This window comes from Nocardia sp. PLKS1-43 (assembly GCF_059510335.1).
Genome location: NZ_JCAJZQ010000004.1, coordinates 740,087 through 761,828 on the forward strand (window position 1 = coordinate 740,087; position 21,742 = coordinate 761,828).

Sequence of the window (21,742 nt, forward strand, 5' to 3'; positions counted from 1 at the left end):
TCGGATATGTCCCGCCGGTACCCGCGCACCGTGCCGGTAAACGGCGCGGCGCGGGATCGCAACGAAGTGCGCACCGAAATCGGTGCGTCTCACCTGCGCGTTTCGACGGCCGCAGCGGATTCGGTCGCACTGAGCGGACGAGCCAGATCCTCCAGTGAGCGGCCCTCGGCCCGAACTCCGAATACGAGTTCGACAAGTCCCGCCGCGAACATCGCCGCCGCACCGATGACGAAGGCGAGTGCGGTGCGACCCGGATCGCCCTCGGCGGACAATTTCGAGAAGACCAACGGGCCGGCGATACCGCCCGCCGCGGTGCCGATCGCGTAGAAGAACGCGATCGCCATCGCGCGGGTCTCCATCGGGAAGATCTCGCTGACCGTCAGATAGGCCGCGCCCGCGCCGCACGAGGCGAAGAACAGCACGACGGTCCAGCAGGCCGTCAGCGTGAACGCCGAGAGTCCACCGGAATCGAAAAGCGCCGCCGTTCCCAGCAGCAGCACTGCCGACACCAGATAGCACCCCGTGATCATCGGCTTGCGGCCGATCGTGTCCATGAGTCCGCCCAGCAGCAGCGGGCCCAGGAAGTTACCGGCGCAGATGACGGCGAAGTAATAGCCGACCCGGTCGTCGGGCACGCCGAACGATTTCGACAGGATCAGCGCGTAATTGAACGTGATCGCGTTGTAGAGAAATGCCTGGCCGACGAACAACGCGAACCCCAGTACGGTCCGGCGCGGATAATGGCGCACCAGCACCGCGGCGATCTCACCGAAGCCGGTGGCCCGGCGTTGCCGGACCTCGATGCGCTGATCGCCCACGTCCGCCAAATCCGTGCCGGTATCGGCGCGGACCCGGTGCTCGATCTCGGCGACCAGATCGTCCGCCTCGTCCTCGCGGCCGTGGATGAACATCCAGCGCGGGCTTTCCGGGACATTGCGGCGCACCACCAGAATGATCAGCCCGAATATCGCCCCGAGCGCGAAGGTCAGGCGCCAGCCGACATTCGGCGGAAACAGCGCGGTGTTCAGCGCCACGATGGACAGCAGCGCACCGGCCATCGCGCCCAGCCAGTACGTTCCGTTGATCACCACGTCGACCCGGCCGCGATATTTGCGCGGAATCAGTTCGTCGATGGCCGAATTGATCGCCGCGTACTCGCCGCCGATGCCGAATCCGGTGAGGAATCGGAACAGCACGAACCACCACATCGAGAACGACATCGCCGTCGCGGCCGTCGCGGCGAGATATACCGCCAGCGTCACCAGGAATAATTTCTTGCGTCCCAGCCGGTCGGTCAGCCAGCCGAAGAACAGCGCGCCGACGCAGGCGCCCCCGATGTACAACGCCGCCGCGACACCCGAAACCTGCGAGGCCGTGATGGGCACGCCGCTGCCGGGCGCGGACAGCCGCGTCGCCACGCTGCCGACGACGGTGACCTCGAGACCGTCCAGGATCCAGACCGACCCCAGGCCGGTCACGATCAACCAGTGCCAGTGCGACCACGGCAGGCGATCCAGGCGAGCCGGGACGGCCGTCGAAATCGTGCGCATGATCGGGCCGCGTCAGCTGCCCTGCAGGCGGATCAGGGTGTTCAGCAACTCGGCCTGTTCCGCGAGCTGACTGTCCTGCGGGCCGGTGCCCACGTGTCGCACCAGCTCGTTCCGGTCGATCAACGCCATCCCGTCGCTCTCGCCCGCGTCCAGTCGTACCGCACCGGCGACCAGCACCAGCTGTGCGCCGGGATCACCGGCGTCCAGCAGTCGTCGCAGGTCGTCCGGAGTCACATACGGTCGCGAATTCTCGGAGTTCACAACGGGCGCATGCCCGCCGCGACCGAGGTGAAACGTGCGCGGTGGCCGGTTCGACGGGGGTGTTTTCCCGTCTCCGAGCCGGGTAGCCGCCCGACGCCGCACGACGAGCCTGAAAGGAAATGCTCCGTATGGATGTCTTGACTGTGCTGCTCACCGACCACAACGTGGTGCTGCGCATTCTGCGATCACTCGAGCGCGGCCGCGGCCGGGGAGAGGCCGAGCAGACCGCTCGCGCCGAGCTGGTGACCAGTCTGGTGATCACCGAATCCGGGCACGAAGCGGTGGAGGAGCAGTATTTCTGGCCGCTGGTCCGCAAAATGGTGCCCGACGGGGATGTGCTGGCCGACCACGCGATCGGTCAGGAGAAGGCGGGTAAGTACCTGCTGCAGCGGCTGGAGAAGGGCCCGGTCGGCAGCCCGGAATTCGAGGAGGCGCTGGCGACGTACATTCCGGCGGCGCGCGAGCACATCAATTTCGAGCAGACCCGGGTCTGGCCGCTGCTGCGGCAGTTCTGTTCCGCCCAGCAGCTCGAGGCGGTCGGGGAGAAGATGGTCGCGGCCAGGAAGCTCGCCCCCACCCGCCCGCATCCGAAGGCTCCGGCCCATCCGGCCGTGCAGAAGGCCGGTGGCATGGCCGTGGCCGCCCTGGATCGAGTCCGTGACCTGGTGACCGTGCGCCGGAAGCGGCAGCCGACGGGACCATGGCTCTGAGCCGGGCCGGTTCGCTCGCTACGGCGACGCGGAGTCCGGGTAGATCTGCCACCCCCAGGACAGCGCGTCCAGCAGATTTCGTTTGAAGGTGCGTGCGGTGCTGGTGTCGCTGACGCGCGGTCGCAGATTTTCCCGGATCGCCTGGACGAACCGCCATCGCGTGATGCCGAAGCGCACCAGCAGTTCCTCGCCGCTCGCTCCGCCGAAGGGAGCCCATTCGATCGCGAATCGGATCAGCGTCCGGGCGTCGGCGTCGAGTGAGCTGGACGTCGCGAGGAAATCGCACTGGTGCAGGCAGGATCGAACCCAGATCGGGTCGCCGGGCCGTTCCCGGGTCGGCTCGGTCATCGATTTCTTCGCTCTCCGCTGGTTCGAATGGTCGATCTGCCGGCGCGGGGACGTGGCGGCGGGGGCGGGGTCGGCCGCAATGGTGACGAACACCGGGAACTTGTCGGGGATCGCCTCGGGGGCGAATTTCACTCGCACCGGCCGGTCCGACGGCGGCGGGACTTCGCCCGCGAGCGTCGTGTAGATCCACGGGCCGTCGTCGAGTTCGACGATGGCGATCGTGGACGCCTCCCACTCGCCGGCGCCGTTCGCGGGGCGGTGCACGACCTTCCACGACACGATCGAACCCTGGCCGCAGGACATCACCCACTCCAGCGCCGTGGACCGGCACGCGGTGCAGGTGCGGACCACCGGCGCCAGGCGCAACCCGCAGGCGATGCAGCGCCTGATCATCAACGCCTCGCCGGGGTGCGGGCGGGCGGTATCGTCGAGGTGTTCGGGCCGGGTCGGCTGTTTCGGATCGTGAAGGTCCATGGCAGGCCTCCTGCGGTGTTCGCGGCAACAAGATGTCCAGGTAAAGGGTCGGCCGCGCGCCGCGTGCGCACATCGGTAGATCTACCGATCGGGTACCTGTTTCCCGGTTCGCGTGCATACGCCAGGGCAGTTGGGGCACTCCCTGGAGCCGAAGGTCCCTGATCTGCATCGATGTGACGATCTTCACAAATTCTCCGCACCGGCGATAATTCCCGCGACCGGAATCGGTGTGCGCAGTAGGTTTGAGATGTTCTGTTGTCTACAGGTCGTGGGGTTCGTTCTCGGAGTGGAGTGGTCCGCGAGTGGCCCGGCACCGAGGAGAATGTGGGTGGATGACGTCGAGGGGGTGCTGGCCAAGGCCTGGTTGAGGGCCTTGGCGGTCGATGACGCGGGGCCGGAGTCGGCCGTGTCGGCGCATCGGCTGCTGCGCGGCCTGATCATCGAGTTGCTCGCGGCGTTGCACACCGACCCCTTCGACCCGGCCGCGGGTGCGCAGGTGGGGCGCGCTCTGGTCGCGGCGCAGTGGACCGGTGAGGACGTTCCCTCGACTTCCGCGGGCGTGCTGTACCGGCTCGCCGACCATTGTCAGCATCCCGATGCCGCTTCCCGGCTGGCGGCGCTGCTCGCCGGTCTGGGACAGGGCCACCAGGCCGGGTTGTGCGATCTGCGCGGCTTCGAACAGCACCACGGCGAGCCTCCGCGCGATCGGGAGGCCGCGGCGCACGACTCCCGGTTCCGCATGGCGTTCGACAACATCGCCGCCGCCGTCGCGATCGGGGACACCGAAGGCAGGATGCTGGAAGCGAACAACGCGCTGGCCGAGATGATCGGCGTCCCGGTCGACTCGCTGCACGGGATATCGGTCTACGATTTCGCCCACCCCGACGACCAGGAGCATATCCGGAACCTGTTGTACGAGAAGCTGGTTCCGGCTCGCTCCGGCACGGTCACGATGGAGCGCCGGCTGGTGCGCGCCGACGGCAGCATCGGATGGATGTCGTTCGCGATCACCTACGTCCCGGGCGTCAACGGTGAGCCCGACTACCTCCTGGCCGTCGGCGGGGACGTCACCGAACTGCATCAGCGGCACGAAGAGCTGCATCGCGAGGCCCGGCACGACCCGCTGACGGGGCTGCCCAACCGCCGGCTGCTCGCGGAGCGGGTCGGCGAGCTGACCGCCTCCGCCCGCCCCGAGGACCGGGCCGCGTTCTGTTTCGCCGACCTGGATCACTTCAAGGTGATCAACGACCGGTACGGCCACAACGTCGGGGACAAGGCCCTGATTGCCGTCGCGAAGCGGCTGCGGGTGGTCATGCGTGAGCACGATTGCCTGGTGGCGCGCATCGGCGGGGACGAATTCGTCGTTCTCGTGCCGCCGCCGGCCGGCACCTCGCGCACCTCGATCATCGCCGATCAGCTGCTCTCGGCGCTGGCCGCGCCGGTCGTCATCGACGGTCACGAGCTGCGCATGTCGGCCAGCATCGGCGTCATCGTGACGCCCGTTGCCGGAGCCGACGCCGAATCTCTGCTCGCCGCCGCCGACACCAGCCTCTACTACGCGAAAACGAATGGCAAAGGTCACTGGGTGCTGCAGAATCTCGACGCTCCCGCCTGACGGGCGTCGAATTCGGCGGCGGGGCCGATGTACTCGGCGCGGCGACTACGGCAGACTTCCCATCGAAGCCGTCGCGACATCGAGATGAACGTGCGCTCACCGCGCACGGTATGGGAGGTCAGTGGTGGAGTGGTCGGACCTTCTGGCCCGGATCGTGGCGTGGTTGCGGGCCGGATATCCGCAGGGAGTTCCGGCGCAGGACTATGTGCCGTTGCTGGCCGTGCTGGGACGCCGGTTGAGCGAGGAAGAGATCGGTCAGGTGGTGGACCAGCTGATCGTGCAGGGCGCGCTCCCGGCCGACCGGGTCGATGCCGGTGTGGCGATCACCCGCCACACCCACGAGCTGCCCAAGGAAGCGGATCTCGCGCGAGTGCGTGACCGGCTGCGGTCCGGCGGCTGGCCGGTGGGCGGCGACTGGCAGCCGCCCGTGCCCGAGCCCGCCGCCGAAACCGCTGCGGCACTGGGTGTTCCGTCCGATGCGGACGATCAGGGCGGGGACCGGTCCGAGACGCGCATCGAGTACCACGAGAATTTGCGGCAGCTCGCCGAGTTGCTGCACGAGATGTGCCTGCGGGATCGCGCCGTGGTCTCGGCCGCGACGAACGCACTGGTCGAGGGTGACCTGGAGCAGGCACAGGCCGCGATCGACACCGGCGGTGCGGTGGAGGCGATGGCGCGGCGCGCCGAGGCCGAGGCGGTGCGGCTGCTCTCCTCGCAGGCGCCCGCGGCGGGGGATCTGCGGCAGCTGGTGACCGCGGTGCAGCTGACCGTCAACCTGCAGCGAATGGCGGTGCTCGCGACGCATATCGCGACGGCCGCGCGTCGTCGTCACCCCGAATCCGCGGTGCCCGAACCGGTGCGGCCGCTGATCGATCGGATGGGCAGCGTCGCGGTGGCGATCGCCACCAGCGCGGCGGCGGTGCTCGAAGCCCCGGCCCGCCGGACCGCGGACATGCTCGAACGGCAGGACGACCTGATGGATCACCTGCACGAAGAGCTGCTCGCCACGGTCCTGGGTCCGGCCTGGGACCACGGGATCACCGCCGCGGTCGACATGACACTGATCGGGCGCTATTACGAGCGTTTCGCCGACAACGCCGTCGAGGTCGGCCGCCGCACCATCCTGTTGGCCACCGGCGAAATCCCTGCCGCGCGATCATCGAGCATCCTCGAACGGAGTTCGGATCCCGAGGACTAGATCTGCCTTGCGGCGGGCCCCGGGAACGCCCGGGTGTCGTGAAAGTGTTGCCGGCGCCCGGGTTTCGCGCGGACTCGCGTGCCTGGGGCTGGTGTGATCCGCTGCCGCCGGATCCGGCGGCGGCCGAACGCCCGGTCGTGGTCGGTGTGGACGGCAGCGCCGACAGCCGGTTCGGGCGCTTGCGGCGCAGGCCGAGTCGGCGCAGCTGGTGGTCCCGGGCGGTCACGGGCGCGGCGGCGGACCGAGGTTCAGTGCGAATCCGCTTCTTCCACACGGAGTTTCGTTGCCAGCACCGCGGCCTGGGTGCGGCGTTCCATACCCAGTTTGGTCAGCAGGCGCGAGACGTAGTTCTTGACCGTCTTCTCGGCCAGGTACATGCGCTGGGCGATCTGCCGATTGGTCAGCCCCTCGCCGAGCAGTTCGAGCAGGATGCGTTCCTTCTCGGTCAGATCCGCCAGCGGGCCGTCGGGGTGGGTGCTGCACCGCAGCCGGTCCATGAGGGCGGCCGCTGCCCGGTTGTCCAGCAGTGAGCGCCCCGCCCCGACCGTCTTGATGGCCTCGGCGAGCTCCATGCCCTTGATGTCCTTCACCACGTACCCGCTGGCTCCGGCCAGGATCGCGTCCAGCATGGCCTGCTGGTCGGTGAACGAGGTCAGGATCAGGCACCGCAGGCCCTCGACCCTGGACAGCAGTTCCCGGCACAGCTCGATGCCGTTGCCGTCGGGCAGTCGCACGTCCAGCACGGCGACGTCGGGGCGCAACGCCGGAATCCGGGCCAGGGCGTGGGTCACGTCGCCCGCCTCGCCGACGATGGTGAGTTCGGGATCCTGCTCGAGCAGATCTGTCAGTCCCCGCCGTACGATTTCGTGATCGTCGACCAAGAACACCGTTGTCATTATGGTGGCCAATCCTTGACGAGAGCGTTGTTGCGAATCAGTGCCGGATCTCGAATATTTCCCCGAGGGGACGGCGTGGTGTCGGTGGCTGCGGTTCGGCCTCGGGCGCGGTGCCGACGCGGATGATCACCTGCGGTAATCCCGGGTGCGGCAGCAGCGCGGCGAGGGTCTGCCGTCCGGCGGGCAGTTCGGTGATGTGCGTCAGCGGGCAGGTGGCCAGGCCGGCGGCGGTGCATTCGAGCAGGATCGCGGAGAGCGCCTCGCCGGTGTGCAGCCACTGCGGTACCGAATCGTCGTACGAGCTCAGCACCACGAGCCGGGACAGGTCGCGGATATCGGCGCGGCGCTGGGAGTGCGCCGGCCGCGGGAAGGACCGGCCCACATCGACTCGGGCGAACTCCGCGTCGGAAGCCAGCGCGGTCGGCGGCACGCCCTCCGAAGGTCCGGAATGCCCTGTCCACCAATGTAATTCCTGTTGGTAGAACATGTCGTACTTGCGGGCGGCCGCGGATCCCTCGGACACCGCGGCCAGGCGGGGCCGGACCTCGTCGTCGAGAACATCGAAGTGCAGGTCGTGCGGTTCGATCAGTCGCCGCAGCGTGGGAACCAGATCGGTCCAGGCCGCGGGCGGAAGCATCGGAAGCCGGTCGGTGTGGCGGCGATCGATGGCCGCCGCGCGGCGCGCGATGCCGGGCGGCGGGTCGGGCCAGGCCCGGAAGTCCATGGTGGCCAGGTGGTCCCGCCGATCCGGATCGGGCAGGCGGGTGGTGTCGGTGTGCCAGCCCAGTGCCGCGAATACCGTGCGCGCGTGATGCAGTGTGGTGCCGCAGCTGATGATCTGCTGACGCCCGTGCGGGTCCGCTGCGGGGAGTTGGCGGTCGGGATCCGAGTACAGGTGCAGGCGGGCGCCGTCGAAGACCCAGTGCCACGGTTGGGAGTTGTGCAGCGATGGGGCGCGAGCGGCCCGGCTGACCGTGGTCTCGACCGTGTAGGCATCCGGTGCGGTGGCGATGGGATGGCTCGCTGTCATACCGCAAGCGTGCGGGATGGCGACCGTCGCGGATACGGCCTTTCGGGCCCGGTGCGGGGACGATGGTCCTTTCTCGCCCCGATCTCACCGCACCGTCGCGGGCGGGTGCAGCATGTCGAGGGCTTCGGTGAGCAGCCGGTGCAGCTGCTCGGCGATCTCCGACAGAGCGATGCCGCGGAAGGCGGCCGGAAGGGCGGTGGGATCGCATACTTCGACCAGCGTTCCGACGTCGTTGGCCCGGACCATCACGAGTGCCGACGACAACCAGGCCGCCTGCGGGTCCGCGGCGAGCGCCCGTGCCGTGAGCGACGGGTGGTAGGCATGCACCGCCAGGTGTTCCGCGATGTGTGCGCCGAGCCGGTCGCGCAGCAGCGCTCGCAGATCGGTTTCGGTGACGACCTCGAAACCCAGCCGGGTCAGCGCCTGCCGGGTGAATCCGACCGTCTGCTCGAACGGCCGGTCCACACATACGCCGATGACCGCGGGCCGGACGACGGGGATGCGGATCTCGGTGAGCAGCCGGCGCGGGTCGCTCGTCTCCTCGGGACCGACCAGATAGACCTCGGTCGGCGGGCCCGCGGGCCGATATCCGCACTCGCGAATCCACTCCTCCAGCGCCCGGTACGCCGTGTCCAGGTGGTCGTATCCGCCGTGGTGACACGTGCGGGCAACCAGGCTGCCGGGCTCCGCCACCACTTCGGCGCCGGACCACGGTCCCAGCGTGGTGCCGAGGTCCACCGGCACCCCGAAGTCGACCTCGATGTTCCCGTCGGTCTCGCCGTCCTGACGATAGGTGATCGTCGGGGCGCCGCAGGCGGTCAGGCCGACTCGATCGGTGGTGGCGGTCAGCTCGCGCATCCCGGCGGCGATATCCGAGCCGATCTGGTCCGGATGCAGTTCCCAGGCCAGGCGCAACATGGTCTGAGGAGTCGACTCGCACACGTTCACTCGGTATTCCACGACCGCCTCCTCGTGTCGGTCGACCTACCGCTGGTCACGGACGCGCCCTGGCCGGTGTGCGCGTAACGGCCAGTCAACGCGCATCGCGACCGGCGGCACAGGGCTTTTCGTCCGTTGTGCGGTGTCGTTGGTCCATCACACAACTGCGCCCGGCGGGCTCAGCGCAGCGGGGCCGTCCAGCGGATCCGGGTGCCCGGGCGGCCGCCGGGACCGGGCTCGGCGGCCGGGGTGACATCGAAGGAGCCGTGGCACTGCTTCGCCCGGTTCGCCAGATTGCACAGGCCGCTGGTCGGCCGGCCGGGCGGTATGCCCCGGCCGTCGTCCTCCACGATGATATTGAGGTCCTCGTCCACGTGGATCTCGATCCTCAGGTGGTCGGCGCCGGAGTGGTGCACGGCATTGCTGATCGACTCGCGGATCACCGCCTCGGCGTGGTCGCCCAGCTCGCCGTTCAGCGTCGAGAGCGGACCGGTGACCCGGACCGAGGTCGCGATCGGCGAATCCGCGGTCTGCCTGCGGACCACCTCGTCGATACGCCGCCGCAGGTGCCCGAGCACGGGATCGTCGCTGTGCAGGTCGAAGATGGTCGTGCGGATCTCCTGCACGACCTGCTGCAATTCCTCGACCGCTTCGGTGATCCGTTGCCGCACTTCGGGTTTGTTGCTGCGCGGCACCGTGCCCTGCAAGAGCAGCCCGACCGCGAAGAGCCGCTGGATCACCTGGTCGTGCAGATCGCGGGCGATGCGGTCGCGGTCGCTGAGCACGCTCAATTCCTGGACCCGTTCCCGGGTTGCGGCCATCTGCATCGCCGCGGCCGCCTGAGCGGAGAAGCTCGTCGCCAGGTCGAGGATTTCGTCGGTGTAATCCATCGATCCCTCTCGCCTCGTTGTGATCAGCACGCCGAGTGCGCAATTACCGGTGTGCAGCGGAAGCAGCAGCACCGGGCCGTCGCCGAGCAGTTCCGCACCGGATCCGGCGTCGAGTCGCCGCGCGGTTCTGGTGCGGAAGACGTCGCCGATGTCGGTATCGGTGACCTTCACCCTGGCCGGGACCGGACCGGAGGGGGCGACGCCCGTGATATCGAGGTGGGTGACCTGGTCGGCGGGCACGTCCGAATCGCGGCTGACCGCCAATATCGCCCGCTCGGAGGAGGTCAGCTGCCGCGCATGTTCGACCAGGTGTGCCAGCACCTCGCGGGTACCGCCCTCGCCGAGGAATTCGGCGGTCAGGTCGCGGATCGCGGAGATCCACGCATGTCTGCTGCGGGCGGATTCGTACAGATGTGCGTTGTTGATGGCCACCCCGGCCGAGGCCGCCAGCGCCTGCATCACGATCTCGTCGTCATCGGTGAACGCGTGGCCGTTGAGCTTCTCGGTGAGGTACAGATTGCCGAACACCTTGTCGCGAATCCGAATCGGCACTCCGAGGAAACTGTCCATCGGCGGATGATGCGGCGGGAATCCGACCGACGCGGCATGATCGGAAATACGGTCCAGCCGAATCGGCTTCGGCTCGTCGATCAGCACGCCCAGTACGCCGTGGCCCTGCGGCAGGTCCCCGATCAGGGCGCGCTGGTCGTCGTCGATGCCCTGATAGATGAACTGGACCAATTCGTGGCCCTGTCCTCGCACACCCAGGGCCCCGTAGCGGGCGCCGACCAGAGTCGTCGCGGTGCGCACGACGGTGCGTAGCGTCTCGTCCAGGTCGAGGCCCGACGTGACCGTCAGCATGGCCTCCACGAGGCCGTCGATCCGCTCACGGGCGTCACTGATCTGCTCGATGCGGTCTTTCACCTCATCGAGTAATTCGCGCAACCGCAACTGCGAGAGCGTCTCGCGTACGGAATACGTATCCGAGGACCGGGACATGACGCCCCCTTCTGCTGTGATCCCGCGATCTCAGGACGAAATCGATGAGCTCGGGAGAACACACAACAGTCTAGCCACCGACATCCGCGGTGGCAGCAGCCGACCGCCGGGCGAATTCGCTGGTGTCTGGGGCGGCGGAACGGATGGCGCTGATGCGGGCGCTCACCCGGTGACGTGCAGTATTTCGGCGAGAGCCAGGCGTGGCGTGCGCGGTTCCGGGGCGCTGTCCGGCGCGGCCGTGCCGACGCGGATCAGGGTCTGCGGCAGCGCCGTCGCGCCGATGAGATCGCGCACGATCTCGCGGCTGCGCCGGTATTCGGTCAGATGGGTGAGCACGCAGGTGGCGTAACCGGCCCTCGTGCATTCGAGCAGGATCGTCGAGAGCGCCGCACCGCCCCGCACGAGATCGGCCCGGCGATCGGAATCGGTCGACAGCACGAGCACGGTCGCCGCGTCCGGCAACACGGTTCGCCGCGGCCGGCGTTCGGTGAGCGGGAAGCCGCGGCCGAGCGGCACGCGGGCATGTTCGTCCGCCGACAGCAGCGCGGACTCGGGGATGCCGACGTCGGGATCGGCCATGCCGGTCCACCACATGAGTTCGGATTGGTACTCCGCGTCCCGATAACGCACCGCGGCGGTGAGGCTGCTGGCGTGCGCGAGTACGGCGCGGGCGGATTCGGGGATCACGTCCAGCATCGCGTCGGCGGGATCGAAGGTCGAGCGCAGCACCGTTTCGAAGTCCGCCCAACCGGCCGGCGGCCGCATCGGGCGCCGATCGGTGTGCCGTCGCGCGATGGCGTCGGCGAGTTCGCGTTCGGCGTCGGTGACCGAGGTGTGCGGTGCGAACCGGACGGTGGCGACATGGGTGCGGCGATTCGGGTCCGGAAAGTACGCGACCGAGGTGTCCCAACCCGCCGCGGTCAGCGCGGTGCGCAGATGGCCGAGACCGATTCCGCAGCTCAGGAACATCTGACGCCCGGCCGGATCGGTGGTGGGCAGCATCCGTTCGGGTACGGCGTGCAGATCCAGATGGTCGCGGTCGAACATCCAGCGCCAGGGCTGCGAATTGTGCAGCGAGGGCGCCGACCCCGCGCAACGGACTGCCTTCGCGACGATGTCGACGGGGAGTGCGGTCATGACCTCACGCTATTGCTCGCCGGGGCGTCCGGGAGGGGTCTTAGGGCCCCGAGTCACAGGGCCCCCGATCCCTTCCGAATCGCGGGCCTTCCGATGACATTCGGCCGTGCTGAACGGCGCGTGCGCGGGCAATGCTGAGATCTGCAGCCTTCGCGGGGAAACAGAGGACATATGCCATGTGGAGCATTCACCCGACCGGTCGATTCGCATCGGCGCGGTTGCGCTGGTACCGCATTCTCGGGCCGTGGAGCCGCAACCCCCTGCTGCGGCCGTCGGACCGGCTGCAGGCCGGTTTCCGGATACTCGCGGCGGTGCTGATTCTCGCGGCCGTGCCGGTGTGCTGTTCGTTCGGCACCGCGCAGTACACGCAGACGCTCGCGCGGATCAAGGCGGGCAATGCCGCGCAGACCGCGGTGACCGCGACACTGACGGCGGACCCCGTGGAGATGGTCGGCGGCACCGGCATGCACGACTCCGAGGTCACGATCGGCAACGACTGGCAGGCGGCGGTCGTGTGGACCGAGCAGGGAAGGCACGGTTCGGCGAAGGTCGTGGTGCCGGCCACCGCGCGGCGCGGGGACCGGATCCAGGTGTGGCTCGGGCCGGACGGCAGCCCGTCCGCGGGCCCGCTGCCCACGAGCGTGGCGGCCTTCCGCGGCATCGGCTCCGCGATCACGATGCTTTTCGTCGTCGTATCGGCCGTCGTGTTCTCCACCTGGGGCCTCGGGCAGCTGCTGGATCGGCGGCGCAGTGCTCGGTGGGAAGCCGAGTGGCGCTCGGTCGATCGGAACGGGACGGTCATGCCGTGACCGCGAAGCGCCCGAAAATCCTTGTGGCATAGGCAAACAGGAGGAGACATCATGTACGCCCGAGACATTCTGAGCCGTCCCGTGGTGACGGTGCGCCCGAAGACTCCGCTGCGCGAGGCGATCGCACTGCTGACCGAACACGGCTTCGCGGCTCTTCCGGTGGTGGACGACGACGAGCACGTTCTGGGCATGCTCTCCGAGTCCGACGCCCTCGCGGCGGAAAGCGCGCACACCGGTGCGAATGTCGAGGCGGCGATGGCTGTTCCGGCGCAGGTGGTCGATCCCGGCACCCTGACCGGCGTCATCGCCGCGCGCATGTTGGCACTGCATCTGCGGTCCATGCCGGTGGTCGAAGCCGGGGTGCTCGTCGGCATCGTGGCGCGGCGCGATCTGCTGCGCGCCCTGATCCGCGATGACGCCGCGATCGAATCGAAAGTCCGTGCGCGGCTGGATAATTACGCGGGCAGCCGCAGGCAGTGGGCCATCGCGGTCACCAACGGGCAGGTCAGCATCCGGGGCCTTTTCGCCGACGCCCACGAGGAGCGCACCGTCTCCGCGCTGGCCATGACCGTCGAGGGAGTCCAGGAGGCGCGCACCGTCCCCGAGTCGTCCTCGCCCTCGGGACAGGGGCAGGCGCCGCCGCTGTCGGAATGGTTGCGGCACAAGGCCGATGAGACAATCGGCTGAAAATCCCAACTGCCCGAGTGCCTGGCCGTTCGAGGTGAGTCGCGAATGTGCCGGGGCGACAGCGCCCGATCGACCCGCGGCCGTGGACCAAGCGCCTCGCCGGAGGCGATGACGGTCAATCGGATTCGGCGAAGCCGTCGAGGCGGATGCCATTGATGATGGACGGCTCGATCTCCACCACGACGTCCATGACGCGGTCCACCCACGGCTCGAGCAGCCGTTGGTACCGGGCGATCCGGTCCGGATCCTCCACGGTGCGCGCGATGCCGGTCACCACGACCGACCACCCGATGCAGCGAATCGGATCGATATCGTCGGCCTGATACGCCACGACCACCTTGTGATTCGCGCGTACGGTCGCGGTCAGCCGGGACGTGAGCCGGTTGCGGATGATGATCACCCCGTCGTCGACCAGGTGGGTGACCGGCCGGATCGCGGGCAGGGCATCCCTGGTGAACACCACGCGGCCATAGGGTGCGGCGGCGAGCAGCCGCAGGGCCTCCGATTCGCTGATGGGCATCGGGCGCTGCGGGCGGCCATCACCATCGATCTCGGACGCAGCCATGGCGCACAGTCCCTTTCGTAATGCCTCGTCGCACTCGGTTCGTACCTGACTCCGTGCTCGGACGAACAGCCGAACACGCTGACGACCGATCTGCGAAAGCCGGCTCATCGAAAAGACGAATACCCCGAAACGGCGGCGGATGAACCTGTCACCTCGCTGTGCGCCGAATGACGTGCACGTTCGTCGACCACAGATGGTTCCCCGCGCACGGCGGCCTCCGATCTCGCACCGACTTCGCGTACCTCCAGCCGAGCCTGCGGTTGCCCGCCATTCGTTCGGATCGTGCGCCGCGCGTGCGGTTCCGCGGCAGGTCCGGTGGTCCTCTGCCGAAGGGGCGTTGGTCTTCGGGAGCGACGGTGCGGCACTCACTCCTGGAATCTCGGCCGGCAACCGCTCACGACGTGAATTTCTCCTCCGCCCGGCGATAGATACGCAGCGCCGCGGCCTCGGTGTGCTCCAGCGATGCGGTGGTGTCCAGAACCGTCGCGCCGGGCCAGGGGGTGTGCTCGCCGGCCATGGCTTCGGCGATCGCCGGGGTGGCCTCCGATTGCGACCCGTTGCGTGCGGAGATTCGCGCGTCCGCGATCGATTGCGATGCGCTACAGCGTATTTCGATCAGATCCGACGCCGTCTCGGCCGCGACGCGGCTCGCCCGGCGGCGTTGTGCGGCATTGATCCAGCTGGCGTCGAGAATGACCGACCATCCGGCCGCGAGCAGTGTCCGCGCCTCGGCGCGCATGACCGCGTAGACGTGTTCCCGCGCGGCCGGTGCGTAGGCGCCGCGGTTGAATTCCCCGCTGCCGCCCGCCACCGCGCCGCCGGCGCGGGCATCGGCCCGGACCCGGTCGCTGGATATCAGCGCCGCGCCGGTGGCATCGGCGAGGCGGCGGGCGACCGTCGTCTTCCCGGTGCCGGGCAGTCCGCCGACCAGGACGAGCCGCACCGCACCGGCGGCCAGATGCCGCAGTCCGATATCGATGTGCGCCACGGCGCTCGCGCCGGCATCGCGCATGCCCTGACGGCGGCGGATGCACTCGACCTTCGCCCGCACGGTCGCGCGGTAGGCGGTGTAGTGGTGGCGCAACGAGTCCGGCGGGGCGTCGCGGGTCAGCCGCAGGTAGGCGTCGACGAACTGCGTGGCCAGGCCGGGATGGCCGAGCCGCTCCAGATCCATGGCCAGGAAACAGACGTCGTCGAGCCGGTCGACGTGGCGGAGTCCGTCGTCGAAGTCCAGGCAATCGATCACCCGCAAACCGTCGCCGGTCACGAAGACGTCCTCGGCGCGCAGGTCGCCGTGACCGTCGACGATGCGACCGGCGGCTATTCGCTCGTCGAACAGCGCCGCCCGGCCGTCGAGATAACGCATGGCCGAATCGGCAAGATCCCGCACCGAGGCGGGATCCACAGTCGAACAGCGCAATCCGGACAGCAACGAGCGCCAGCGATCGCGCACCGCGTCCACGGTCGCCGCGCGGTCGACGACCGGACCGGCGGGGGAGCGGTCGTGCCAGGCCGCGACCTGCCGCGCCAGGGCGGGCAGCGTCTCGCGGGCGACGGCAGGGTCGTCCAGCCGAGCCGACAGCCGCGCGGACTCGGGCAGCCGCCGCATCACCAGCATCGGTTCGCCGGAACCACCGGTCGGGTCGCTCAGCCATGCCAGGCCGAGATAGACATCGGGTGCGAATCGCCGGTTCAGTTCGAGTTCGCGAGCGCAGGCCGCCTCCCGCGCGGCGACGGTGGAGAAATCGAGAAAATCGGTCCGCACCGGCTTCTTGACCTTGTACGCCTGATCACCGAACAGCACCACCACCGCCGAATGGGTCTCGGCGAGCGCTGCGAAGGGGGCGTCGGTATCCATCGCTACCAGCCTCGCCGATCGCCGCCGATTTCGTGATGGGCGAAAGTCACCGAATGGGCGATAGCCACCGATATTGCCCCGGCCACTGTGGCCGAGTCGCCTCGGTCGATCCGTGTACGAGCCGCCCGCGCGGGTATGGCGTCGTCGTTGCCCACCTATCCCGAGAAGGAGGACGCATCATGACGACGGTGACCGAATCGGTCGACGTGCACGTGCCGGTGACGACCGCATACAACCAGTGGACCCAGTTCGAATCGTTCCCGGAATTCATGCAGGGCGTGAACCGGGTTCAGCAGATCGACAACACCCACACCCACTGGACGGTCGAAGTCGCCGGAGCGACAAGGGAATTCGATGCACGTATCACCGAACAGCATCCGGACGAACGGATTTCGTGGACCACCGAGGCGGGACCGAAGCACGCGGGTGTCATCACCTTCCACCGGCTCGACGGCGACACGACGCGAGTGACCGCCCAAATGGACATCGACCCCGAAGGTTTCGTGGAGAACGTCGCCGACAAGCTCGGCGTCCTGGACCACCGGGTGAAGGGCGATCTGAAGCGGTTCCGCGAATTCATCGAATCGCGGCAGCGCGAGACCGGCGCATGGCGCGGTGAGGTGAACCGCCCGCAGCCCTGACACGAGGCGTTCATGACCACGGAACACCTCGACGCGGTCGTCATCGGCGCCGGGCACCACGGACTGGTGGGCGCGGCGCTGCTGGCGGACGCGGGCTGGGACGTCGCGGTGCTCGAGGCCCAGCAGACCGCGGGCGGGGCGGTGCGCAGCGCCGAACCGGTGCCCGGCTTCCGGATGGACCTGTTCAGCGCCTTCTATCCCTTGGCGGTCGCCTCGCCGGTCCTGAGCGCGCTCGGGCTCGAGGATCACGGACTGCGCTGGAGCCGGGCGCCGGTGGTCTACGGCCATCCGGCCGGGCCGAGCGACGAGGACCCGGCCGCGGTCCATCCGCGGCCCGAGGCGACGGCCGAGGCGCTCGCCCGGCACGACAGCCGCGACGCGCGCACCTGGCTGCGCCTGAGCGAGCAGTGGCGCGAGTTGGCGGCCCCGCTGCTGCGCACGGTGCTGGGTCCCTTCCCGCCGGTTCGTGGGCCGGCCGGGCTGTGGCGGCGGTTGCGCACCGCCGAATCGCTGCGTTATCTGCGGTTCCTGATGCTGCCGGCGGGGCGGATGGTGGACGAGCTGTTCCACGACGAGGCCGCCAAACTGCTGATCCTGGGCAATGCGATGCACGCCGATGTGCCGGTGGACGCACCGGGAAGCGGCGCCTACGGGTATCTGCTGACGATGCTCGCGCAGGACGTCGGTTTCCCGGTTCCGGTCGGCGGCGCCGGCGCACTGACCGCCGCGCTGGTCCGTCGCGCCGAGGCGGCCGGAGCGCGGGTCCACTGCGGACGGAGAGTGGATCGCATTCTGGTCCGCGGTGGCCGCGCGTGCGGCGTTCGCACCGAGGACGGGACCCTGGTGCGTGCTCGCCGGGCGGTTCTGGCCGACGTGGACGCCCCCGCGCTCTACACCCGGCTGCTCGCCGAATCGGACGTCCCACCCGGAGTGCGCGCGGACCTGACCCGGTTCACCTGGGACGCGCCGACGGTGAAGGTGAACTACGCGCTGTCCGGGCCGGTGCCGTGGCGCGCGGCAGTGCTGCGCTCGGCCGGCACCGTGCACCTCGGTGCGGACCGGGCCGGCCTGACGCACTGGACCGCCGATCTCGGCACGGGGGTCCTCGCGCGGACGCCGTTCCTGCTGTTCGGGCAGATGAGCACCGCGGACCCGACCCGTTCGGCGGAGGGCACCGAATCGGCGTGGGCGTACACCCACCTCCCGCGCGGCGTCACCGACGACGCGGCGGCCGAACAGCTGGCCGAACGCGTCGATGCCGTCCTCGAGGCGCACGCGCCCGGATTCGGGGATCTCGTGCACGCCCGATTCGTCCAGCGCCCCGGTGACCTGTACGGCGCGGATTCCAATCTTTTCGGCGGTGCGGTCAACGGCGGCACCGCCCAACTGTTCCAGCAGCTCGTATTCCGGCCGTTCCCCGGCCTCGGCCGCCCGGAAACGGGTATCGAAGGCCTCTATCTGAGTTCGGCGTCGGCGCATCCGGGCGGCGGTGTGCATGGCGCCTGCGGCGCGAACGCCGCCCGCGCGGCCCTGCGCGATCACGGTCTGATCGGATGGCCGCGCCGAAAGGCATTGGGAGCCATCGGGAAAGCGGTGCGCGGGCGCGACTGAGGGCGGGCGATACCGCGTCGAAAAGCCTTGCGCGTCGTCGGGATGTGGTGTCGGGGCGTGGCCGAGCGTGTCTGATCGGTACCCGGGCCGCGCGAACGCCGCCCGCGCGGCCCGGTGGGACCACGGTCTGGTCGGATAGCCGGGCCGGAAGGTATTGGGAGCCATGGGGAAAGCGGTGCGCGGGCGCGACCGGGGGGCGGGCGATACCGCGTCGAAAAGCCTTGCGCGTCGTCGGGATGTGGTGTCGGGGCGTGGCCGAGCGTGTCTGATCGGTACTCGGGGCCCGAACGCTGCCCGCGCGGCTCGGTGGGGCCACGGTCTGATCGGATAGCCGCGCTGAAAGGCATTGGGAGCCATGGGGAAAGCGGTGCGCGGGCGGGTATGAGGCCGCGCGATACCGCGTCGGAAAATCCCGTGCGTCGTCGGGAATGTGGTGCGGGGGTGGCCGAGAGCGTTTGATCGGTGCCCGGGGTGCGAATGCTGCCTGCGCGGCCCGGTGGTACCACTGCCGAATCAGCTGGTCCAGTCGAAAGTGTCGGGTGTCATCCGGCAAACCGGTGGGCGGGGCGTGACGAACCGGGCGATGGGCGATCGCTGTGCGATGACAGCTTGTGCGGACGGTGAGCGCCGGCCGGCTGGTGAGTACTGCGGTTGGCAAGTGCTGTGTCACGGGGTGGGGGTGGCTCGGCGAAGGGGTCGGATGCGGGCTGCCTGTGTAGTGCGCCCCACTCCGGGCATACGGCCGGCAAACCGCTGTCGAACAGGAGCGAGTCATGCGATCACCTTGTTGTCCGTCCCGAATGCACGAGAGCTCTCACGCCAGGATCATGCCGATCATCGCCGCCGAGCAAACCGCGACCGGTGCCGCGCCGCCGGAGACCACGGTGGCCGAGCGCGCGAGGCCGGGCCTGCGCGGCCGTTCCGCGCCGCTGCGTGACGTCCGGGAGGTGCGCTGATGGTGGACGTGCGGATGGAGGTGCCGGGTTCGCTGGAGCAGGTCTTCGCGATCCTGGGGGACGGTTGGTCCTACGGGCACTGGGTGGTCGGCTCGACCCATATGCGCGATGTCGACCCTGGATGGCCGCGGGTGGGCACCCGGATCCACCACAGCGTCGGCGCTTGGCCGATCATGGTGCAGCAGGCGACGACGGTGCGGGCGGCGGATCCGCCGATCAGTCTCGAACTGGAGGCGCAGCTGTGGCCGCTGGGAGTGGCGTGGATCCGGATGGGCCTGGCGCCGATCGACTCGGAGACGACCGAGGTGACCATGAGTGAACGGGTCATCCACGGGCCGGGGAGCCTGATCCCCGATCCGGTCCAGGCGCTGGGCCTGAAGCCACGCAACCGGCAATCACTGCGCCGGTTGTGCGATCTGGTGGCCGCGCACTACGCGGACCCCGGGCGATAGTCCTCGGTGACCCCGATACCGGGTTCCCGAGGGGTCTGGTCCTGATGGGTGGGCCGCCCCGGCCGCAAACTCAGCGGCCGCGGGTCGAGGACCGGACTGTGCCAGCGCCGTCCCGCGCGCAGCCCGTCCGCGAGTTCGGTGGCGATGTCGATCGCCGCGGCGACGTCGTCGGCGTGCACGAGTTGCAGGCGCAACCCGTGCCACAGCGGCAGCGGCAGCCAGCGTCGTGCGATCACCCGGTGCGGAAACCACTGCGGCAGTAGCCAATCGCGGAATTCGGCCGCGGCGTCACCCTGCGCGATACCGCACGGGCGGATCCGGGCGACGCCGATCTCGGGCCGCTGGCCGGCGAACATGTCCAGCCGGGCCTCGAGCTCCGCCTTACCGGCACTGTAGGCGCTGCCGGCAACGGCCGGTGCGCGCCTGATCCTCCGTGACGCGCTGCCACCGCCGCGTGGGCGTGTACGCCGCCACCGACGACGCGACGGTCAGATGCCCGACCCCGGCGTGCGCCGCCGCGCGCAGCACGTTGTCGGTGCCGACGCGATTGGTGCGCCGCGCGGGCGGATCGTCGCGGCGCGGGTTCACCGCCCACGCCAGATGCACCACGGCCTGCGCGCCCTCGAAAGCCGCGGCCAGGACCGGCGCGGCCGCCGGACCGCCGATATCGCACCCGATCCAGCGTGCGCCCGAGTACGGCGGATATCCCGGGTCCGGCGGGCGGCGCCGATCGCGACCACCTCCCAGCCGGTCGCGGCCGCGGCACGCAGCACAGCGGTGCCGACATTGCCGCTCGCACCGGTCACCACCACTTTCATCAGGCCGTCTCCCGTACCACGTCCCGGGCGTTCTTATCGGTCCGCAACCCGATATACCGCGGATGCCGCAATCTGCCCTCGTTCGTCCATTCGGCGAAACCCAGCTGTACGACCATTTCGGGCCGGACCCATCGGGCTCCGGTCGGCCCGCGCAAACCCTTGGTGAACGGAGAATCCTTCTGTTCCATCTCCGACAATCGGTCGTGCAGGCCGCGCAAAGTCCGGGCATCGAAGCCGGTGCCGACCTTGCCCGCGTAGACCAGGTCGGGTCCGTCGTGATAACCGACCAGCAGCGCGCCCAAACCGATTCGGCTGCCCTGCGGAGCGGTATAACCGCCGACCACGAATTCCTGGTCTCGAACACATTTGAATTTCAGCCAATCGCTCGATCGGCGGCCCGCATACGCCGATTTCGCCGATTTGGCGATCACGCCCTCGTCGCCGCGCGCACAGGCCGCCCGATAGGCCGCGTTTCCGTCCTCGACCCGGTGGATGCTGTAGCGTAGCGGATCGGTGAACTGAAATGCGTTGCGCAGCAGTCGTTTACGCCAAATCAGCGGGAGCGCGGTGGTCGACGTCCCGTCCAGGTGCAACAGATCGAACAGGTAGTAGAACACCGCGACCCCCGAAGCGCGAGCCGCGCGCGGATCGGAGATGCCCAGTCGTCGCTGTAGCCGGGAGAAACTCGTCCGGCGCCCGTCGAACGCCACCACCTCGCCATCCACCACGAATCGCGTCGATTTCTGTGCGGCGAGCGCGTCCACGAGTTCCGGATACGTTCCGTTCAGCGGCCGGCGATTACGCGACAACAACCGAATCCGCTCGCCGTCGCGGAATGCCAGACATCGCATTCCGTCGAGTTTTCGTTCGAAGATCCAATCCGGATCGGAGAAGTGCTCTCCGGTCAACGTGGCCAGCGTCGGCGACCGCCACTCGGGTACCGATTCCGCGCGCAGCAATTTCCGCAACTCGGTCGGCAATCTGCCGGCATCGACGGCTTCGGTCATAATCCGGCCGTACCCGCTGCCCATCTCACGAAACTGGTGCCGGTGCCGACCGCGGCGTATTCACCGCGGGAATTCGATACCGCGCCGCTGATCGATTTCCGCCACGCGAGTGCACGCGGCAGGCCGCCGAGGACTCTGCTCGGACCGCCCGTTCCTCGCCCACCGGCTGACCGGCGAGCCAGAAGAAGTGCGACATGCGTCGGTGACCTCGGGGCACAGCCGTGTTCCGATGCGGGCGGGCGCATCGGATTCCGCGGGCACCCAGCACATCCGGCTGCCCTCGCGCGGTGG

The 21,742-nt window shown here is 69.0% G+C and carries 22 protein-coding genes; 9 read left to right on the forward strand and 13 right to left on the reverse strand.

Translation table 11 applies throughout. The features are described 5' to 3' along the window. Positions 1-89 precede the first annotated feature (89 nt). Both AC5WS7_RS19155 and AC5WS7_RS19160 read right to left on the reverse strand, forming a co-directional pair. Positions 90-1,550: an MFS transporter gene (locus AC5WS7_RS19155; protein ID WP_495955850.1), complete on the reverse strand. Its 1,461-nt coding sequence runs from the start codon at positions 1,548-1,550 to the stop codon at positions 90-92. 12 nt (positions 1,551-1,562) lie between these two features. Next, positions 1,563-1,784, reverse strand: a complete 222-nt coding sequence (locus tag AC5WS7_RS19160) for a hypothetical protein (RefSeq protein ID WP_495955851.1) — start codon at positions 1,782-1,784, stop codon at positions 1,563-1,565. Between the two features lie 155 nt (positions 1,785-1,939). Here AC5WS7_RS19160 and AC5WS7_RS19165 point away from each other — a divergent pair, with 155 nt between their 5' ends. After that, positions 1,940-2,521, forward strand: coding sequence for a hemerythrin domain-containing protein (locus AC5WS7_RS19165; protein WP_495955852.1), 582 nt, complete (start codon positions 1,940-1,942; stop codon positions 2,519-2,521). Positions 2,522-2,539: 18 nt separating this feature from the next. Here AC5WS7_RS19165 and AC5WS7_RS19170 read toward each other — a convergent pair whose 3' ends face one another. Then, positions 2,540-3,343 carry a Zn-ribbon domain-containing OB-fold protein gene (locus AC5WS7_RS19170; protein ID WP_495955853.1) on the reverse strand — a complete coding sequence of 268 codons (804 nt, stop codon included), beginning with the start codon at positions 3,341-3,343 and terminating at the stop codon, positions 2,540-2,542. A 322-nt stretch (positions 3,344-3,665) separates the two neighbouring features. On the opposite strand from AC5WS7_RS19170, the gene AC5WS7_RS19175 reads away from it, so the two are divergent. Beyond that, a complete protein-coding gene (locus AC5WS7_RS19175; RefSeq protein WP_495955854.1) occupies positions 3,666-4,958 on the forward strand; it encodes a diguanylate cyclase domain-containing protein in 1,293 nt (430 codons plus the stop codon). Between the two features lie 124 nt (positions 4,959-5,082). After that, entirely contained in the window at positions 5,083-6,156 is a 1,074-nt protein-coding gene (locus tag AC5WS7_RS19180; protein ID WP_495955855.1) for a DUF3349 domain-containing protein, read from the forward strand. 248 nt (positions 6,157-6,404) lie between these two features. Here the strand turns inward: AC5WS7_RS19180 and AC5WS7_RS19185 are convergent, their stop codons facing one another. From AC5WS7_RS19185 to AC5WS7_RS19205, 5 genes are all read right to left on the reverse strand, one after another. Then, positions 6,405-7,052 (reverse strand): response regulator transcription factor, encoded by a 648-nt coding sequence (locus tag AC5WS7_RS19185; protein ID WP_495955856.1) that lies wholly within the window; start codon positions 7,050-7,052, stop codon positions 6,405-6,407. Positions 7,053-7,089: 37 nt separating this feature from the next. Further along, entirely contained in the window at positions 7,090-8,082 is a 993-nt protein-coding gene (locus tag AC5WS7_RS19190) for an Acg family FMN-binding oxidoreductase (RefSeq protein ID WP_495955857.1), read from the reverse strand. 84 nt (positions 8,083-8,166) lie between these two features. Beyond that, positions 8,167-9,042, reverse strand: coding sequence for a DUF302 domain-containing protein (locus tag AC5WS7_RS19195; protein WP_495955858.1), 876 nt, complete (start codon positions 9,040-9,042; stop codon positions 8,167-8,169). Between the two features lie 158 nt (positions 9,043-9,200). Then, entirely contained in the window at positions 9,201-10,910 is a 1,710-nt protein-coding gene (locus AC5WS7_RS19200) for a GAF domain-containing sensor histidine kinase (RefSeq protein WP_495955859.1), read from the reverse strand. Positions 10,911-11,072: 162 nt separating this feature from the next. Beyond that, positions 11,073-12,047 carry an Acg family FMN-binding oxidoreductase gene (locus AC5WS7_RS19205; RefSeq protein WP_495955860.1) on the reverse strand — a complete coding sequence of 325 codons (975 nt, stop codon included), beginning with the start codon at positions 12,045-12,047 and terminating at the stop codon, positions 11,073-11,075. Between the two features lie 176 nt (positions 12,048-12,223). Between AC5WS7_RS19205 and AC5WS7_RS19210 the strand changes: the two genes are divergently transcribed. After that, positions 12,224-12,856 carry an Rv1733c family protein gene (locus AC5WS7_RS19210; protein ID WP_495955861.1) on the forward strand — a complete coding sequence of 211 codons (633 nt, stop codon included), beginning with the start codon at positions 12,224-12,226 and terminating at the stop codon, positions 12,854-12,856. Positions 12,857-12,907: 51 nt separating this feature from the next. Next, on the forward strand, positions 12,908-13,543 hold the full coding sequence (locus AC5WS7_RS19215) for a CBS domain-containing protein (RefSeq protein WP_495955862.1): 636 nt from the start codon (positions 12,908-12,910) through the stop codon (positions 13,541-13,543). Positions 13,544-13,658: 115 nt separating this feature from the next. On the opposite strand, the gene AC5WS7_RS19220 is transcribed toward AC5WS7_RS19215, so the two are convergent. After that, entirely contained in the window at positions 13,659-14,108 is a 450-nt protein-coding gene (locus tag AC5WS7_RS19220) for a pyridoxamine 5'-phosphate oxidase family protein (protein WP_495955863.1), read from the reverse strand. A 394-nt stretch (positions 14,109-14,502) separates the two neighbouring features. After that, on the reverse strand, positions 14,503-15,966 hold the full coding sequence (locus AC5WS7_RS19225; protein WP_495955864.1) for a bifunctional aminoglycoside phosphotransferase/ATP-binding protein: 1,464 nt from the start codon (positions 15,964-15,966) through the stop codon (positions 14,503-14,505). Between the two features lie 179 nt (positions 15,967-16,145). Here AC5WS7_RS19225 and AC5WS7_RS19230 point away from each other — a divergent pair, with 179 nt between their 5' ends. The 4 genes from AC5WS7_RS19230 to AC5WS7_RS19245 all read left to right on the forward strand — a co-directional run bounded on the left by AC5WS7_RS19230 (position 16,146) and on the right by AC5WS7_RS19245 (position 19,626). Next, on the forward strand, positions 16,146-16,607 hold the full coding sequence (locus AC5WS7_RS19230) for an SRPBCC family protein (RefSeq protein WP_495955865.1): 462 nt from the start codon (positions 16,146-16,148) through the stop codon (positions 16,605-16,607). Between the two features lie 12 nt (positions 16,608-16,619). Beyond that, positions 16,620-18,218, forward strand: a complete 1,599-nt coding sequence (locus AC5WS7_RS19235; RefSeq protein WP_495955866.1) for a phytoene desaturase family protein — start codon at positions 16,620-16,622, stop codon at positions 18,216-18,218. An 827-nt stretch (positions 18,219-19,045) separates the two neighbouring features. Further along, positions 19,046-19,174, forward strand: coding sequence for a hypothetical protein (locus AC5WS7_RS19240; RefSeq protein WP_495955867.1), 129 nt, complete (start codon positions 19,046-19,048; stop codon positions 19,172-19,174). Continuing rightward, the gene (locus tag AC5WS7_RS19245) at positions 19,174-19,626 is read left to right on the forward strand and encodes an SRPBCC family protein (RefSeq protein ID WP_495955868.1); all 453 of its coding nucleotides are present in this window, start codon (positions 19,174-19,176) and stop codon (positions 19,624-19,626) included. Before AC5WS7_RS19240 ends, AC5WS7_RS19245 begins: the two co-directional genes overlap by 1 nt. Here the strand turns inward: AC5WS7_RS19245 and AC5WS7_RS19250 are convergent. The 3 genes from AC5WS7_RS19250 to ligD are packed head-to-tail and all read right to left on the reverse strand — an operon-like array spanning position 19,605 to position 21,451. Then, a complete protein-coding gene (locus AC5WS7_RS19250; protein ID WP_495955869.1) occupies positions 19,605-19,982 on the reverse strand; it encodes a hypothetical protein in 378 nt (125 codons plus the stop codon). The genes AC5WS7_RS19245 and AC5WS7_RS19250 overlap by 22 nt on opposite strands. 25 nt (positions 19,983-20,007) lie before the next feature. Beyond that, positions 20,008-20,508 (reverse strand): NAD-dependent epimerase/dehydratase family protein, encoded by a 501-nt coding sequence (locus AC5WS7_RS19255; RefSeq protein WP_495955959.1) that lies wholly within the window; start codon positions 20,506-20,508, stop codon positions 20,008-20,010. Beyond that, positions 20,444-21,451, reverse strand: a complete 1,008-nt coding sequence (ligD, locus tag AC5WS7_RS19260; protein ID WP_495955870.1) for a non-homologous end-joining DNA ligase — start codon at positions 21,449-21,451, stop codon at positions 20,444-20,446. The genes AC5WS7_RS19255 and ligD overlap by 65 nt, the downstream gene beginning before the upstream one ends. Positions 21,452-21,742 lie beyond the last annotated feature (291 nt).